This window comes from Nocardia sp. NBC_00508 (assembly GCF_036346875.1).
Taxonomy (GTDB): domain Bacteria; phylum Actinomycetota; class Actinomycetes; order Mycobacteriales; family Mycobacteriaceae; genus Nocardia.
The window spans coordinates 6,022,550-6,037,292 of the sequence record NZ_CP107852.1; the positions used below are offsets into that span (position 1 = coordinate 6,022,550).

General features: G+C 69.7%; 15 protein-coding genes. 9 read left to right on the forward strand and 6 right to left on the reverse strand.

The genetic code is table 11. The features are described from left to right. The first annotated feature begins 95 nt into the window (after nucleotides 1–95). Nucleotides 96–398 (forward strand): DUF4193 domain-containing protein, encoded by a 303-nt coding sequence (locus OHA40_RS27025; RefSeq protein WP_039799153.1) that lies wholly within the window; start codon nucleotides 96–98, stop codon nucleotides 396–398. A gap of 23 nt (nucleotides 399–421) precedes the next feature. Here the strand turns inward: OHA40_RS27025 and OHA40_RS27030 are convergent, their stop codons facing one another. After that, entirely contained in the window at nucleotides 422–907 is a 486-nt protein-coding gene (locus OHA40_RS27030; RefSeq protein ID WP_330234401.1) for a DUF3093 domain-containing protein, read from the reverse strand. 79 nt (nucleotides 908–986) lie between these two features. Here OHA40_RS27030 and dut point away from each other — a divergent pair, with 79 nt between their 5' ends. Next, nucleotides 987–1,487, forward strand: a complete 501-nt coding sequence (dut, locus tag OHA40_RS27035; RefSeq protein ID WP_330229660.1) for a dUTP diphosphatase — start codon at nucleotides 987–989, stop codon at nucleotides 1,485–1,487. A 5-nt stretch (nucleotides 1,488–1,492) separates the two neighbouring features. After that, nucleotides 1,493–2,383: a DUF3710 domain-containing protein gene (locus OHA40_RS27040; protein WP_330229661.1), complete on the forward strand. Its 891-nt coding sequence runs from the start codon at nucleotides 1,493–1,495 to the stop codon at nucleotides 2,381–2,383. 23 nt (nucleotides 2,384–2,406) lie between these two features. On the opposite strand, the gene OHA40_RS27045 is transcribed toward OHA40_RS27040, so the two are convergent. Then, the gene (locus OHA40_RS27045; RefSeq protein WP_330229662.1) at nucleotides 2,407–3,102 is read right to left on the reverse strand and encodes an alpha/beta hydrolase; all 696 of its coding nucleotides are present in this window, start codon (nucleotides 3,100–3,102) and stop codon (nucleotides 2,407–2,409) included. A gap of 131 nt (nucleotides 3,103–3,233) precedes the next feature. Here OHA40_RS27045 and OHA40_RS27050 point away from each other — a divergent pair, with 131 nt between their 5' ends. The 3 genes from OHA40_RS27050 (at nucleotide 3,234) to OHA40_RS27060 (ending at nucleotide 5,435) form a co-directional block, all read left to right on the forward strand. Continuing rightward, nucleotides 3,234–3,611, forward strand: coding sequence for an OB-fold nucleic acid binding domain-containing protein (locus tag OHA40_RS27050; RefSeq protein WP_330229663.1), 378 nt, complete (start codon nucleotides 3,234–3,236; stop codon nucleotides 3,609–3,611). A 3-nt stretch (nucleotides 3,612–3,614) separates the two neighbouring features. After that, nucleotides 3,615–4,313 (forward strand): DUF3159 domain-containing protein, encoded by a 699-nt coding sequence (locus OHA40_RS27055; RefSeq protein ID WP_330229664.1) that lies wholly within the window; start codon nucleotides 3,615–3,617, stop codon nucleotides 4,311–4,313. Between the two features lie 495 nt (nucleotides 4,314–4,808). Next, entirely contained in the window at nucleotides 4,809–5,435 is a 627-nt protein-coding gene (locus OHA40_RS27060; RefSeq protein ID WP_330229665.1) for a sigma-70 family RNA polymerase sigma factor, read from the forward strand. A 46-nt stretch (nucleotides 5,436–5,481) separates the two neighbouring features. On the opposite strand, the gene OHA40_RS27065 is transcribed toward OHA40_RS27060, so the two are convergent. Both OHA40_RS27065 and OHA40_RS27070 read right to left on the reverse strand, forming a co-directional pair. Beyond that, nucleotides 5,482–6,153 carry a potassium channel family protein gene (locus OHA40_RS27065; RefSeq protein WP_330229666.1) on the reverse strand — a complete coding sequence of 224 codons (672 nt, stop codon included), beginning with the start codon at nucleotides 6,151–6,153 and terminating at the stop codon, nucleotides 5,482–5,484. A 2-nt stretch (nucleotides 6,154–6,155) separates the two neighbouring features. Then, on the reverse strand, nucleotides 6,156–6,821 hold the full coding sequence (locus OHA40_RS27070; protein ID WP_330229667.1) for a potassium channel family protein: 666 nt from the start codon (nucleotides 6,819–6,821) through the stop codon (nucleotides 6,156–6,158). Nucleotides 6,822–6,982: 161 nt separating this feature from the next. Between OHA40_RS27070 and OHA40_RS27075 the strand changes: the two genes are divergently transcribed. Beyond that, nucleotides 6,983–8,968 carry an APC family permease gene (locus OHA40_RS27075; protein ID WP_330229668.1) on the forward strand — a complete coding sequence of 662 codons (1,986 nt, stop codon included), beginning with the start codon at nucleotides 6,983–6,985 and terminating at the stop codon, nucleotides 8,966–8,968. A gap of 19 nt (nucleotides 8,969–8,987) precedes the next feature. Then, the gene (locus OHA40_RS27080; RefSeq protein ID WP_330229669.1) at nucleotides 8,988–10,442 is read left to right on the forward strand and encodes a class I SAM-dependent RNA methyltransferase; all 1,455 of its coding nucleotides are present in this window, start codon (nucleotides 8,988–8,990) and stop codon (nucleotides 10,440–10,442) included. Here the strand turns inward: OHA40_RS27080 and OHA40_RS27085 are convergent. Further along, nucleotides 10,418–11,113: an SIMPL domain-containing protein gene (locus OHA40_RS27085; protein ID WP_330229670.1), complete on the reverse strand. Its 696-nt coding sequence runs from the start codon at nucleotides 11,111–11,113 to the stop codon at nucleotides 10,418–10,420. The two genes, OHA40_RS27080 and OHA40_RS27085, sit on opposite strands and share 25 nt — an antisense overlap. A gap of 372 nt (nucleotides 11,114–11,485) precedes the next feature. On the opposite strand from OHA40_RS27085, the gene dxs reads away from it, so the two are divergent. After that, entirely contained in the window at nucleotides 11,486–13,384 is a 1,899-nt protein-coding gene (gene dxs / locus OHA40_RS27090) for a 1-deoxy-D-xylulose-5-phosphate synthase (RefSeq protein WP_330229671.1), read from the forward strand. Here the strand turns inward: dxs and OHA40_RS27095 are convergent. Beyond that, nucleotides 13,325–14,662: a ribonuclease D gene (locus OHA40_RS27095; protein ID WP_330229672.1), complete on the reverse strand. Its 1,338-nt coding sequence runs from the start codon at nucleotides 14,660–14,662 to the stop codon at nucleotides 13,325–13,327. The two genes, dxs and OHA40_RS27095, sit on opposite strands and share 60 nt — an antisense overlap. Between the last annotated feature and the right edge of the window lie 81 nt (nucleotides 14,663–14,743).

Below are 14,743 nucleotides of genomic sequence, written 5' to 3' on the forward strand. Positions count from 1 at the left end.
CCGGCGGGGCGGTATCGATCGCTCCGATTCCGGCAGGAATCGGGTGTGAACGGACCGGTCCGGGATACACGGAGTTAGGACGAGGGGAAGACGACATGGCAACCGACTATGACGCACCGAGGCGCACCGAATCCGACGATGTGTCGGAAGATTCGCTGGAGGAGCTGAAGGCTCGTCGTAACGAGGCACAGTCCGCCGTCGTGGATATCGACGAATCCGATACCGCGGAGTCGTTCGAGCTTCCCGGCGCCGACCTGTCCGAGGAAGTGCTGACGGTTCGGGTGATCCCGAAGCAGGCCGACGAGTTCACCTGTTCCAGCTGTTTCCTGGTCCATCACCGGAGCAGGCTGGCCAGCGAAAAGGGCGGCCAGATGATCTGCATGGATTGCGCCGCCTGATCTCGCGGAGATCGAACACAGTGTCAGCCCGCGCTCGGAAGACCGAGCGCGGCAAGGACCCGTTCGGGCCGTCGCGTACTGACCAGCCAGTACGGCGTCGGGTCGTCCGGGTCGTCGAGCACGAGCAAGACCATCGACCCGACCCAGGGGCGATGCTGAACATAGGCGGCAGGGTCGAGCTGGCGGCCCAGCGCCGCACTTTTCGCGGTGGGGGCGACGGTGGCCGCGCGGGCCACGAAATTCACCGGAAGATGTGCCCGGTCGGCGCGCAGCTCCGGCGTACCGGCCGCGTCGGGCGCCACTTCGATCCGGTGGCGGCTCAGCCACAGCAGCACCCAGACCGGGACGGGGAACAGCAGCACGTAAGGCAGCCAGGCACGTAAGCCCGGTGCGCCCATGTGGATCTCCGCGGCGAGCAATCCGGCGATGGCGAAGGCCACCGGCCACCACCACAGCGGCACCCACAAGCGCTCGCGGTAGCGGTGCGCGGGCTGCTTTTTCTCGTCCATGGTCACGGGATTGGGCTGGTCCGACACGAGTCAACACTAAGTCACGAGGGCCAACAGCGTACGCGTAGGCTCGTCCAACGTGAGCGCACTTTCACCCATACCCTTGCTGCGGCTGGACCCCGGCATCCCCGTGCCCACGCGTGCCCATCCGGGCGACGCGGGCGTGGATCTGTGCACCACCCAGGACGTCATCCTGGAGCCGGGGGAGCGGGTGCTGGTCGGCACCGGTGTCGCCGTCGCGCTGCCGGCGGGTACGGTCGGCCTGATCCATCCGCGCTCGGGGCTGGCGGCCAAGGCCGGGCTGTCGGTGGTGAACACCCCCGGCACGGTCGACGCGGGGTATCGGGGCGAGATCAAGGTGTGCCTCATCAACCACGACCCGCGCACGGCGATCGAATTGCGTCGCGGCGACCGGATCGCGCAATTGCTGGTGCAGCGAGTGGAGCTGGTGGATTTCGTGGAGGTCGACTCGCTCGACGAGACGACCCGTGGGGCGGGTGGCTACGGCTCCAGCGGGGGTCACGCGAGTCTGACCGCGCAGGCGAACGGGGCGGGCCGGGCGACCGGCAAGGAGGCATGACGGGAATGTTCGGAAAGAGAAAGAAGTCGTCGGACCGGTACGCGGACGAGCAGTACGCCGAGGCGGGCGACTACGACGAGGCGGGCGACTACGACGACGCCGACTACGCGCCGGACTACGACGACGAATATTACGACGACGCCCCCACCGACGAGCGCTCGTACGCGGGCGTGGACTTCGACGCCGACACGCTGCAGGGTCGGCCCGGCCCCTACGACTACGACGAGGTCGCCGAACGGCTGGAGGATGTGTCCGAGCAGCGGCTCGACCTCGGGTCGGTGCTGCTGCCGGTTCCGACCGGCGGCCAGTTGCAGGTCGAGATGACCCCGGAAGGCCAGCCGCAGGCGGTGCACCTGGCTACCGAGCACGGCCGGATCACCGTCGCGGCCTACGCCGCGCCCAAAACCTCGGGCCAGTGGCGTTTGGTCGCCGCGGATCTCGCCGACTCGCTCCGCAAGGACGGCGCCAGGGTCTCGGTGGAGAACGGGCCGTGGGGCCGGGAGTTGCTCGCCCTCACCGAGGGCGCCGACCTGCGCTTCATCGGCGTGGACGGCTACCGCTGGATGCTGCGGCTGGTCGCCGCGGGCCCCTCAGGGGCGGCGAACGACGGCAGCCCGCTGGTCAAGGCGGCGCGCGCCATCCTCAGCGATACGGTGGTGCGACGCGGTGAGGATCCGCTGCCGGTGCGTGAGCCGCTGCCGGTGGTGCTGCCGCAGCAGTTGGCCGAGCAGCTGGCCGCGGCCCACCAGCAGCAGGTGGAAGTCCAGCAGCAGGCGATGGCCGCGCAAGTGGCCGCGCCGCAGACCGGGCCGCAACCGGTGCAGCCGCCGCGCATGCCGGAGGGCCCGCGCCGTGGCGCGGACGGGTCGGCCATGCAGCAGCTCGGCCTGAACTGAGCAGGCCGAGACCGGCCGTTCACTCAGCCGAAAGCGCCGATTCCGGTCTGCCCGAGGATCGCGGGGTCGGCGCCTAGTTCGTCCAGGGTGATCCGGTGCAGGCGCGCGTGGGGGGCCAGCGCGGCCCACTCTTCGGCCACCGCCACCGGATGCACCGGGTCGTCGATCGCGGTGACCACGGCGATCGGCAGCTCGAAGGCGGCCAGCCGCTCGGCATCCGGCCATTTGTAGTCGGCGGCCTCGTCCAACGCCGCGGGAAGGTGGGGCCACTGCGCCCGCCACGACTGGGTCAGCGCGTCCGCCAGCCACCGTGGGCTGCTGGCTCGCATCCGGTCGAGCACCACCGCCAGACCGTCGGTACGCAGCTGGGCGGCGGTCGCCGCGGCGCTGAGCGCCGCTGGACAGGCGGCGGTGTCGGGTCCGGTCCAGGCGGGCAGCGCCGCGACGACCCCGACCACAAGATCCGTATGCTCGGCCGCCCACTCCAGCGCGATCGCGGCCCCGAGTGAGATCCCTGCGGCGAGGACCCGGCCCGAGCGCGCCGCCGCGTCCAATCCGGCCCGGCAGCTCGCGACGACCCGGCGCGGATCCGGTTCCACCGCGACGAAATCGAGACCGCGTGCCGCGCTGGCGGGCCCGAAGGCGCGCCGGGCGAAATCGGCGTCGGATCCGGTACCGGGCAGGGCCACGACGCGAGCCGGATGTGGGGAGTCGAACATCGGTCCGAGCGTAGCGGGGGTGGCCGAGCCCATCTACAGTGGCGGTGTACGGCCTCAGCAGGCCGTGCGGTTGGAATGCCCACGATGGTGTGCGACCCACGCCATCTGCTCTATGCAGGAGAGCGTGCACAATGTCATCCGCAGCCTCAGGTTATTTTCGACGGCTGACTCGCAGGCTGACCGAAGACATCGATCAGCTGGATGCCGAGGAGCTGGCCGAGACGTCCGAGGCGTCGGGAGCGCACCGCGCGTCGGAGTGTCGGCGCGGTGACGAGGCCACCATGCTCGGTAGGCTTCGGAGCGTCGAAGCATGTCCCAAGTCCGCCGGCGCCGCTGTGCAAGCGGAGTTCTTCGACGGCACCGACACCATCACCCTGGTCTGGATCGGGCGCAGGCGCATTCCCGGTATCGAGCCGGGGCGGCGCATCCTGGTCCGCGGCCGAGTGGGTGACCGCGACGGCCGCAAAGTGATCTACAACCCCTACTACGAATTGCGCGGGAACAGCTGACGTATGCCATCCAGCGACGACAACGCAGGCTCAGGCGATCGCACCACCGGGCTCGACCTGCCCGACGGCAGTGACGAGGAACGTGCCGAGCAGACCCTCCTCGAACAACTGGGCGGCTTCAGCGGCCTGATCTACTCGACACTTCCCGTTGTCGTGTTCGTCCCCGTGAACAGTGTCGCCGGGCTGACCGTCGCGATCTGGGCGGCTCTCGGTGTGGCGGCCGCCGTCCTGGTCTGGCGTCTGGTGCGGCGCAACCCCATCCAGCCCGCCATCTCCGGCTTCCTCGGCGTCGGCGTCTGTGCCTTCATCGCCTACCGGATGGGGGAGGCCAAGGGATTCTTCCTCTTCGGCATCTACACCAGCCTCGTCTATGCCGGGGTGTTCCTCGGCTCCATCCTGGTCCGCCGGCCACTGGTCGGCGTGATCTGGGGCGTACTGAACGGACACGGCTCCGACTGGCGGTCCGATCCCCGGCTGGTGCGCCTGTACGACCTGGCCACCGCCACGTGGGTCGTCGTGTTCGGCGCCCGTTACCTGGTGCAGTCGCAGCTCTACGACACCGACCGAACCGGCTGGCTCGCGTTCGCCCGAATCGCGATGGGCTGGCCGCTGACCGCCGTGGCGCTGGGCGTCACCATCTGGGCGGTACGCCGTGCGGGCCATCTGCCCACCAAGACCGTGGCGGCGACCGGACCGGCGTAGGCGGCTGCCTCGCCTTCGCTCGGCCCGGCGTAGGCGGCTGCCTCGCCTTCGCTCGGCCCGGCGCGGGTTGCGGCTGCCTCGCCTTCGCTCGGCCCGGCGCGGGTTGCGGCTGCCTCGCCTTCGCTCGGCCCGGCGCGGGTTGCGGCTGCCTCGCCTTCGCTCGGCCCGGCGCGGGTTGCGGCTGCCTCGCCTTCGCTCGGCCCGGCGCGGGTTGCGGCTGCCTCGCCTTCGCTCGGCCCGGCGCGGGTTGCGGCTGCCTCGCCTTCACTCGGGGCGCGGGCTGCGGGCGCACTTCGTACGGCTGTGCTCTTCTGCCCCTGCCTTCGCTGGTCGTTAACTTTTCGCCGCTGCCCGGCGAAGTCCACAGGGGTGGGGTAAGTCCCACCGCCGAGGTGGGCGGTTACCCACCCTGGGGTGCCTGGTTGCCGCCCCGAGTTCGGCAGACGATCAATGCGTACCGAAAACACGCACTGATCGGCAAGGAAGGACTCGAACGTGGCTACCGAGCACAACACCGCGGCGCTGCCCAAGAACCACAACCCCGCTCTCTCGGAGAGCCGCCGGATATCGGCCGAGCTGGACAAGCTGATCGGTCCGGCGGCCGCAGGCGACCGTCAGGCGGTCACCGAGATCATCCGGGTCGTGCACCCGCTGGTGCGCCGCTACTGCGGTGCGCGCCTGGGCAATACGGCCCATTTGCAGGTCACCGCCGACGACGTGGTGCAGGAGATCCTTCTGGCCACCGTCAACGCCATCCCGCGCTACCGTGACCAGGGCAAGTCGTTCCTGGCATTCGTCTACGGTATCGCGGCCAACAAGGTCGCCGACGCGTTCCGCCGCTCGCAGCAGCACCCCGCCTACCCGGTGGCCGACGTCCCGGATGCCGCGTCCTCCGCCGCCGGACCCGAGGAATGGGCGCTGGCCTCCGAACGTCGCACCGCCACAAGAGAACTCATGAACGTGCTGGCGCCTCGGCACCGCGAGGTGCTGGTGATGCGCATCATGCTCGGTTGGTCGGCGGCGCAGACCGCGGACGCCATCGGGACCAGCCCCGGCGTGGTCCGGGTGATGCAGCACCGCGCGCTGAACAAGCTGCGCGCGGAGCTGAAACTGGCCGCGTAGTCCCCGGCGGTGCTCCGGCGAGGACGCATCGGCCGTACCCGGGGAGTTATGGTCTGATGCCGTGGTTGGCCAGCTCCAGCCGCAGGTCCTCCTCGGCTTCCACCGAGGTCACGAACAGCAGTTCGTCGTCGCCCTCGAACGGGTCGTCGGGCTGCGGCACGATCACCCGCCCGCCGCGCAGGATCGTCACGAGGGCGGCATCACGCGGCAGGGTGAGCGTGCGCACCGGCTTGCCCGCCAGCGCGGTGTCCGCGGGCAGCGTCATCTCCACCAGGTTCGCCTGGCCCTGACGCAGCGTCATCAGGCGCACAAGATCCCCGACCGACACCGCCTCCTCGACCAGCGAGGCAAGCAGGCGCGGCGTGGACACCGCGACGTCCACGCCCCATGAGGCGTCGAAGAGCCATTCGTTGCGTGGATCGTTCACCCGCGCCACCACCCGGCGCACCCCGAACTCGGTCTTGGCCAGCAGGCTGTGCACCACGTTCGTCTTGTCGTCGCCCGTGGCCGCGATGACCACCTCGTAGGTCTCCAGCCCGGCCTGCTCGAGCAGCGCCAGTTCGCACGCGTCGGCGTGCACCCAGACCGCGTCCGGGATCGCCGCGGGATCAATGTGCTCGAGGTGACGCTCCAGGAGCATCACCCGGTGCCCGCCGCGCAGGAGCTCCCTGGCGATCGATCGGCCGACGGCGCCTGCTCCGGCGATGGCCACTTTCATGTTCAGTCCTCGCTCGCTGGGGGCTTCGCGGCCAAGGCGACCGCCTCGCCGACGGTGCCGGATGTCGCGGCCACGTAGACGATGTCGTCGGCTTGGACGATGGTCTTGCTGCCGGGGAGCAATCCCTGGCCGAAACGGATGATGAAGGCGACCCGGGCCGCGATGGTCTGCTCCAAGTCGCGCACCGTGCGGCCGTACCACTCTTCGTGCAGCGTCAGCTGGGTCACAGCAACTGTCCCGGTGGGATCACGCCATGTGGTGGTGCTGGGGTCGCCGATGAGCGCGCGCAGGAAGCGGTCCGTGGTCCAGGGCACCGTGGCGATGGTCGGGATGCCGAGGCGCTCGTAGACGGCCGCGCGCTTGGCGTCGTAGATCCGGGCGACCACGCGCTGCACGCCGAACATCTCCCTGGCGACCCGCGCGGAGATGATGTTGGAGTTGTCGCCCGAGGAGACGGCCGCGAACGCGTCCGCCCGCTCGATTCCCGCGCTGATCAGCACATCTCGATCGAATCCGACACCGGTCACCCGCTGGCCGGGAAAGTCGGAACCGAGGCGCAGAAAGGCGCTGGAGTCCCGGTCGATCACGGTGACGTCGTGACCTACGCGGACCAGGGCATGGGCCAGCGAGGAGCCGACTCGCCCGCACCCCATGATCACTACGTACACCGTGCAACCTCGTTCCTGGAACCATGGTGTTCGGTCTGCTCTGCTGTTCGGTCGAACGCTACCCGTCGAATGATTCCATCGGCCACGTTCCCCTTCCAGCCGCCGAGCAAACCTGCGAGCCACGCGCGCGATCCACCGTGCGGGGGCCTATGCTCGCTCCAGTGTCCAAGTTGACGACAGCAGCGAAGCGAGTGCTGCTGGGCAGGCCTTTCCGCAGTGACTCGCTCGGTCACACCTTGCTGCCGAAGCGAATCGCGCTCCCGGTGTTCGCCTCCGATGCCATGTCATCGGTCGCCTACGCCCCCGAAGAAATCTTCCTCGTCCTCTCTGCCGCTGGGATCTCGGCTTACCTTTACGCACCTTGGGTCGGTCTTGCGGTCGCCTTCGTGATGGCCGTGGTGGTCGCCAGCTACCGGCAGAACGTGCACGCCTACCCATCCGGCGGCGGTGACTACGAAGTCGCCACGACCAACCTCGGCCCCAACGCGGGCCTGACCGTGGGCAGCGCGCTGCTGGTCGACTACGTGCTCACCGTGGCCGTGTCGATCTCCTCGGCCGCGTCCAATATCGGCTCGGCCATTCCGTTCGTCGCCACCCACAAGGTGCTGTTCGCCGTCGTGGCCATCGCCGCGCTCGCCGCGATGAACCTGCGGGGCGTCCGCGAGTCGGGCACCGCGTTTGCCATTCCGACCTACGCGTTCATCTTCGGCATGATCGTCATGCTCGGCTGGGGCCTGTTCCGGATCTTCGTGCTCGGCGAGGAGTTGCGGGCCGAATCGGCCGGTTTCGGGTTGGCCGAGCATGAACACCTCTACGGCTTGGCGTTCGCCTTCCTCATCGCGCGCGCGTTCTCCTCTGGCTGCGCCGCGCTCACCGGTGTGGAGGCGATCAGCAACGGCGTGCCCGCATTCCGCAAACCGAAGTCGCGCAACGCTGCGAGCACGCTGCTGATGCTGGGGATCATCGCGATCGTGCTGTTCATGGGCATGATCATCCTGGCCCAGAAGATCGGAATCGTCTACGCGCACAACGTCTCCGACCTGACCGGTGCCCCGGACGACTACCAGCAGAAAACGCTCATCGCCCAGCTCGCCGACACCGTGTTCCAGGGTTTTCCCGTCGGCTTCTTCTTCATCACGACGGTGACCGCCCTGATCCTCGTGCTCGCCGCGAACACCGCGTTCAACGGGTTCCCCGTGCTCGGCTCGATCCTGGCGCAGGATCGCTACCTGCCGCGTCAGTTGCACACCAGAGGCGACCGGCTGGCGTTCAGCAACGGCATCCTGTTCCTCTCCGGCGCGGCCATCGCGTTCGTGGTGCTGTTCGGCGCCGAGGTGACCAAGCTGATCCAGCTGTACATCGTCGGTGTGTTCGTCTCGTTCGTGCTCAGCCAGACCGGCATGCTGCGGCACTGGACGCGTCTGCTGCGCACCGAGACCGATCCGGGGCAGCGCGCGCGGATGAAGCGGTCGCGGGTGATCAACGCGGTCGGCCTCAGCGCGACCGGCGCCGTGCTGGTTATCGTGCTGATCACCAAGTTCTTCGCCGGCGCGTACATCGCGATCTTCACCATGGTCGCAATCTTCGTGGTGATGAAGATGATTCGGCGGCATTACGATTCGGTCGCGCGCGAGCTGGACGAGCACGAGTGGGACGGCGTTCTGCCCAGCCGCTCGCACTCCATCGTGCTGGTCTCCCGGCTGCACCTGCCGACCCGCCGCGCACTCGCCTACGCCCGCGCCTCCCGCCCCGACACATTGGAGGCGGTGACGGTGAACGTGGACGAGGCCGACACCAGGGCGCTGGTGCGGGAATGGGAGAACAGCGACATCCCGGTGCTGCTGAAGGTGATCGAATCGCCGTACCGGGAGATCACCAAGCCGGTCCTCGACTACGTGAAGCGGGTACGCAAAGACGCACCGCGCGACGTGGTGACGGTGTTCATTCCCGAGTACGTGGTCGGCCACTGGTGGGAGCAGGTGCTGCACAACCAGAGCGCGCTGCGGCTGAAGGGAAGGTTGCTGTTCGAGCCGGGTGTAATGGTGACCAGCGTGCCGTGGCAGCTGAGTTCGTCCGCACGGGCGAGGGTACCCGGCGTGGTGAACGCCCCCGGCGCGGTGCGGCGGGGGTACGAGGACCGGACATGACATCCACGGAGTATTCGGGATGAGTGATTGGCGGACGAGCACGTTCGAAGTGCGGCTGGGGCCGCCTGGGCACGGCGGCTTCTGTGTCGCACGGCACGAGGGACGTGTGATGTTCGTCCGGCACGGGTTGCCCGGCGAGCTGGTGCTGGCCAGGGTCACCGAGGATCGCGGCGGCTCGTACTGCCGTGCCGACGCCGTCGAGGTGCTCGAGGCGGCACCGGACCGAGTGCCCCCCACTTGCCCGGTGTCCGGCCCCGGCGGCGCCGGGTGCTGCGATTTCTCCTTCGCCACGCCGGCGGCGCAGCGCGCGCTGAAGGCCACGGTGGTGGCCGAGCAGCTGCGCCGGGTGGCCGGGATCGAGCGTGACGTGCTGGTGGAGCCGATCGAGTCCGGCGAAACCATCGGCGGGTGGCGCACCCGCGTGCGGCTCGCGGTGGACGAACGAGGACGCGCCGGCGTGCACCGATTTCGCAGCACCGACGTGATCGCGGATCTGCGCTGCCCACAGCCGGTCGCGGGGGCGCTGGAGGGTATCGCGGATCGGCACTGGACGCCGGGCGCCGACCTGGTGATCGCGGTGGACGGCGACGGCATCCGGCACATCGTCGAGTTGGCGCCCGCCGCGGAGACCGGACCCGGCAGCCGCGGCGGCGACCGGCGCGGCCCGGGTGGGAGCGACCGGCGGGACAACTCCAGGCGCCGCGACCGCCCGCACGGTCGCGATCGCCGCGGGGGACGGCGCGGTTCCGATCCGTGGAGCAGCGAGGTAGCCCCTGCTGCGCCCACCCGGCGAGACGAACGGCGCGACGCGTCCGCGCGGCGGGCCGCCGCGCACGCGGCACGTGACGAATGGGTGTTCGCGGGCAGCGGGCGCGCGGTCGAGTACGTGGCGGGGCGGCGGTGGGAGGTCGCGGCGACCGGCTTCTGGCAGGCGCATCGCGGTGCGGCGCAACGTTATTCGGACCTGGTAGCGGAGTGGTCCGGACTCGGCGCAGGCGGTCGCGCCTGGGATCTCTACAGCGGGGCGGGTGTCTTCGCCGCGCGTATGGCCGAGCAGGTCGGCCGGACCGGTGTGGTGCTAGGGGTGGACTCCGCGCGGCCGGCGGTCGCGGACGGCGCCGCCGCGCTGCGTGATCTGCCCTGGGTGGAGCTGCGCACCCAGCGGGTGGAGCGCTGGGTGGTGGAGCACGTCGGCTCGGCGGCGCCGGATGTGGTGGTGCTCGATCCGCCGCGCGCGGGCGCGGGCAAGGAAGTGGTCGGCGCGGTCACGGCGAGCGGGCCGACGCGGATCGTCCACGTCGGATGCGACCCGGCGGCGTTCGCCCGGGATCTCGGGCTGTACCAGGCGGCGGGCTACCGGCTCGCCGACCTGCGCGCCTTCGACGCGTTTCCCGCGACCCACCACGTCGAATGCCTTGCACTGCTGGAGCGTCGAGTCCCCGATCAGCGTCACCTCGGAGTTCGACCGGCGTGACGGATCAATCCAGCTGCCACGTGATGCGAATGCCCGCGGCGATCTCGCTCTCGCCCAGTTCGACCGGGACCGCGGTAGGCCTCCATCGGGGCGGACATGCTCTGCACACGCGGGACCGGTGGCGCGGAGGCGGCGTTCTCGGTGATCTCCAGGACCTTGCCGAGCGGGCGCTGCGCGCGCTCCGCGTACTGCTCGGCCTTGGCCAGGGCGTTCTCCCACGCGGCGTCGCGAGCCCGGGCGAGCAAGGACTCCTGGTCGGCGAAGGTGAGGGTCAGGCCACCGAGGCGGACGTCGTCGCCGCCCACCTCGACACAGTTGGCGATGATCGTGGCGGGTCCGGGATCGGAGGTCTCGCCGATATCGCGCAATGCCACGGTCAGCGACGTGGTGGCGAGGTATCCGGTGATGCGGTTGCCCTGGCCCTCGGTCCACACCGTCTCGGTCTGCACCGACAGACCGCTGGTGGCGATGTCGGCGCCCTCGACGCGGTCGGATCGCAGCGATCGCGTGAGCGCGGCCACCCGCTCGCCGGCCTGGCGGTAGGCGAGCGCGACCTTGCTCGCCCGGGATTCGACGGAGATCGTCACCCGCATCAGGTCCGGGGTGGCGCGGGCCGTGCCGTGCCCGAAGGTCGTGACGGTGCCTGCCCGCGAATCGGACTTCTTGCTCACGGAATTCTCCTGGGTGATCGGTGTCGGTCCGGACTTGCGGTCGCGCCGTCACCCACACGCCGAACGAATCGGGTTGCACCGCAGCCAGTTCGGGGATGTGGTCGGCCGGTGCTCCGCGATATTCGCCACGACACCGCTGGTGGACATCGTCGATGGCCCACGCCACGGCGCCGGGTTCGATTGTCCGCGAGACCACTTGCCCGGGCTGGACCACCCTGCCACTCTAAGCCGGGTACCGTATGTCCGGGCGGTGCGGCCCAGCTCACATTCCGACGCGATATCGGTCGGTGTGACCGTTCTCGTGCGGGCGCACTATCCGCCGCTCCGTAGACTGATCGGATCAGATGCGCTATCCGGAGGGAGCTAGTTCAGGTGGGAGTGCTTTCCCGGGTCGACTCGCCCGAAGATTTGCGCCGGCTGACGGTGCCGCAGTTGCGCGAGCTGGCGGAAGAGATCCGCGAGTTCCTGGTGCGCAAGGTCGCCGCCACCGGCGGGCACCTCGGCCCCAACCTCGGTGTGGTCGAGCTCACCATCGCCCTGCACCGGATCTTCGACTCGCCGGCCGACCCGTTGATCTTCGACACCGGGCACCAGGCCTACGTGCACAAGATCCTGACCGGTCGCAAGGACCAGTTCGATTCGCTGCGTAAGCAGGGCGGCCTGTCCGGCTATCCGAGCCGGGCCGAAAGCGCGCACGACTGGGTGGAGTCCTCGCACGCGTCGGCGGCACTGTCCTACGCGGACGGACTGGCGAAGGCGTTCGCCCTCAGCGGGCAGGACCGGCACGTGGTCGCGGTGGTCGGCGACGGCGCACTCACCGGCGGCATGTGCTGGGAGGCGCTGAACAACATCGCCGCCGCTCCGGACCGTCCGGTGGTCGTCGTGGTCAACGACAACGGCCGCTCCTATGCGCCCACCATCGGCGGGCTGGCCGACCGGTTGACCGCGCTGCGCACCCAACCCGCCTACGAGCACGCGCTGGACGCGGGCAAACGCATCCTGAAGAGCATTCCCCGGGTGGGTGAATCGGCGTACTCGATGGTGCATGCGGTGAAAGCCGGCATCAAGGACGCGGTCAGCCCACAGGAGCTGTTCAGCGACCTCGGCCTGAAGTACGTCGGGCCGGTGGACGGCCACGACGTCGCCGCGTTGGAGGCGGCGCTGCGCCGGGCCAAGGACTTCGGCGGACCGGTAGTCGTGCACGCCGTGACGCAGAAGGGTCGCGGCTACGCGCCCGCCGAGAATCACGTCGCCGACCAGATGCACGCCTGCGATCCGATCGACCCGCTGACCGGCGCTCCGGTCGGCGGCCCCAAGGCGCTGGGCTGGACGTCGGTGTTCTCCGAGGAACTGATCGCGCACGCCGAGCGGCGCGCCGACATCGTGGCCATCACCGCCGCGATGCCGGGTCCGACCGGGCTGGCGGCGTTCGGGGAGCGGTTCCCGGAGCGGATGTTCGACGTCGGCATCGCCGAACAGCACGCCATGGCCTCGGCGGCGGGTCTGGCGCTCGGCGGCATGCATCCGGTCGTCGCGATCTACTCGACGTTCCTCAATCGCGCCTTCGACCAGCTGCTGATGGACGTGGCCCTGCTGAAGCAGCCGGTGACGGTGGTGCTGGACCGCGCGGGCATCACCGGCTCCGACGGCGCCAGCCACAACGGCATGTGGGATCTATCGGTGCTCGGCATCATTCCCGGCATCCGGGTCGCCGCGCCGCGCGACGCCGCGACGTTGCGCGAGGAACTGGCCGAGGCGCTGGCCGTCAACGACGGTCCGACCGCAGTGCGATTCCCGAAAGGCAGTGTGGCCGACGATATCTCGGCGGTCGAGCGGCTCGACGGGGTGGACGTGCTGCGGATGGCCGAGCCGGAGGGCGGCTCGGTGCAGGCGGTGCACGGCGATGTCCTGCTCATCGCAGTCGGCTCGTTCGCGGGGGTCGCCCTGGAGGCGGCGAATCTGCTCGAGGCCGAAGGAGTTTCGGTCACCGTCATCGATCCGCGCTGGGTGTTGCCAGTATCCGACACGCTACTGAAGCTCGCCGAGAACTACCGGCTCGTGGTCACGCTGGAGGACGGCGGGCTGCACGGCGGCATCGGCTCGACGGTGTCGGCCCGCCTGCGTAACTCCGGCCTGGACATCCCGACCCGCGATCTCGGTGTGCCGCAACAGTTCCTGGACCACGCCTCGCGCGGCGAGGTACATGCGGACCTAGGGTTGACCGCCCCCGACATCGCCCAGCGGATCGGTAGGTGGCTGGCCGCTCGCTGATGTCGCGGGCTCGGGCGAACCCGCGGGGTACACGAGCCGATCCGACGGCAGCAACGCAGCCGTCAGCCGCGGCGCCGCCAGCTCCCGCTGCCAGGGCCGGGCGCCGCTGGACTTCAGGAATCCGTCGACCGCGGCGGACAGCTCGGCCACGTCGTAGTCGGGTAACCCGTCCCAGCACAGCCGGCGAACCAGATCCGGCGCGAGCAGATTCTCCACCGGTATCGCGTGCTCGGCCGACAGCTCGCCCATCGCAGCCCGTGCCCTGGTCAGACGCGCGGCCGCGGCCGGGTCGCGCCGCTCCCATCGGTTGACCGGTGGCGGACCGTCGAACGGCTGGGTCAGTGGCGGCAGCTCACTGTCCGGCAGGCTGCGACCATGCTCGATGGCGGCGAGCCATTCGCGGGAATACCGGCGCTGCCGCGGGCCACCGAACACCGGTAGCGTGCGCAATTGCGCGATCGACTTCGGCTCTGCGGCGGCCGCGGCGATGATCGCGGCATCCGGGAGAATGCGGGCCGGCGCCACATCGCGGGCGCGGGCCAGCACGTCCCTCGCGGTCCACAGTTCGCGCACCACCGCCAGCTGCCTGGTCCGGCGCAGCGTATGTATGCCCGAGGTACGCCGCCAGCGCTCGGCCTTCGGCGCGGGCGGATCCAGCGTGCGAATGTGCTCGAATTCCTGTGCCGCCCAATCTGTTTTGCCCTGCGTATGGAGGGCGGCGGCCACCTCGTCGCGCAGCTCCAGCAGCAATTCCACATCGAGCGCGGCGTAGTTCAGCCACTCGTCCGGCAGTGGCCGGGTAGACCAGTCGGCCGCACCGTGGCCCTTACGCAGCGCCCGGCCCAGCAGACGCTCCACCATCGCGGCGAGCCCGACGCGTTCGAAACCGGCCAGCCGTCCGCCCAGCTCGGTGTCGAACAGTCTGGCCGGACGCAAACCGAGCTCGGCCAGACCGGGCAAGTCCTGGTCCGCGGAATGCAGGACCCACTCCAGTTCGTTGATCGCCTCGGCCAGTGGGGCGAGGTCGTCCACGAGCGGAATCGGATCGATGAGGAACGTGCCCGCGCCGGCACGGCGCAATTGGATCAGATAGGCACGGGCCGAGTAGCGGAAGCCGGACGCCCGTTCGGCGTCCACGGCCAGCGGTCCGGTGCCCGCGAGGATCCGGGCGGCGGCGGCGCTGATCTGCGCGGCGGTGTCCAGTACCGGTGGTACGCCCTCCGCAGGCGCGAGCAAGGGCGTCGCGACCGAGGGTTGGGATTCTTCTGGTACGGACATGGTGTTGAACTTTACGTGCCGACTCGAAGGCGCCGCCGTCCTATCGGCGCATCAGTGTGTCGATCGAGCGGCCGTGACGCA

Bases quoted from the DNA above. Each gene is read 5' to 3' on its own strand.
- OHA40_RS27025 (WP_039799153.1), top strand. From the start codon at position 96: ATGGCAACCGACTATGACGCACCGAGGCGCACCGAATCCGACGATGTG.
- OHA40_RS27030 (WP_330234401.1), bottom strand. From the start codon at position 907: ATGGACGAGAAAAAGCAGCCCGCGCACCGCTACCGCGAGCGCTTGTGG.
- OHA40_RS27040 (WP_330229661.1), top strand. From the start codon at position 1,493: ATGTTCGGAAAGAGAAAGAAGTCGTCGGACCGGTACGCGGACGAGCAG.
- OHA40_RS27045 (WP_330229662.1), bottom strand. From the start codon at position 3,102: ATGTTCGACTCCCCACATCCGGCTCGCGTCGTGGCCCTGCCCGGTACC.
- OHA40_RS27050 (WP_330229663.1), top strand. From the start codon at position 3,234: ATGTCATCCGCAGCCTCAGGTTATTTTCGACGGCTGACTCGCAGGCTG.
- OHA40_RS27055 (WP_330229664.1), top strand. From the start codon at position 3,615: ATGCCATCCAGCGACGACAACGCAGGCTCAGGCGATCGCACCACCGGG.
- OHA40_RS27065 (WP_330229666.1), bottom strand. From the start codon at position 6,153: ATGAAAGTGGCCATCGCCGGAGCAGGCGCCGTCGGCCGATCGATCGCC.
- OHA40_RS27080 (WP_330229669.1), top strand. From the start codon at position 8,988: ATGAGTGATTGGCGGACGAGCACGTTCGAAGTGCGGCTGGGGCCGCCT.
- OHA40_RS27095 (WP_330229672.1), bottom strand. From the start codon at position 14,662: ATGTCCGTACCAGAAGAATCCCAACCCTCGGTCGCGACGCCCTTGCTC.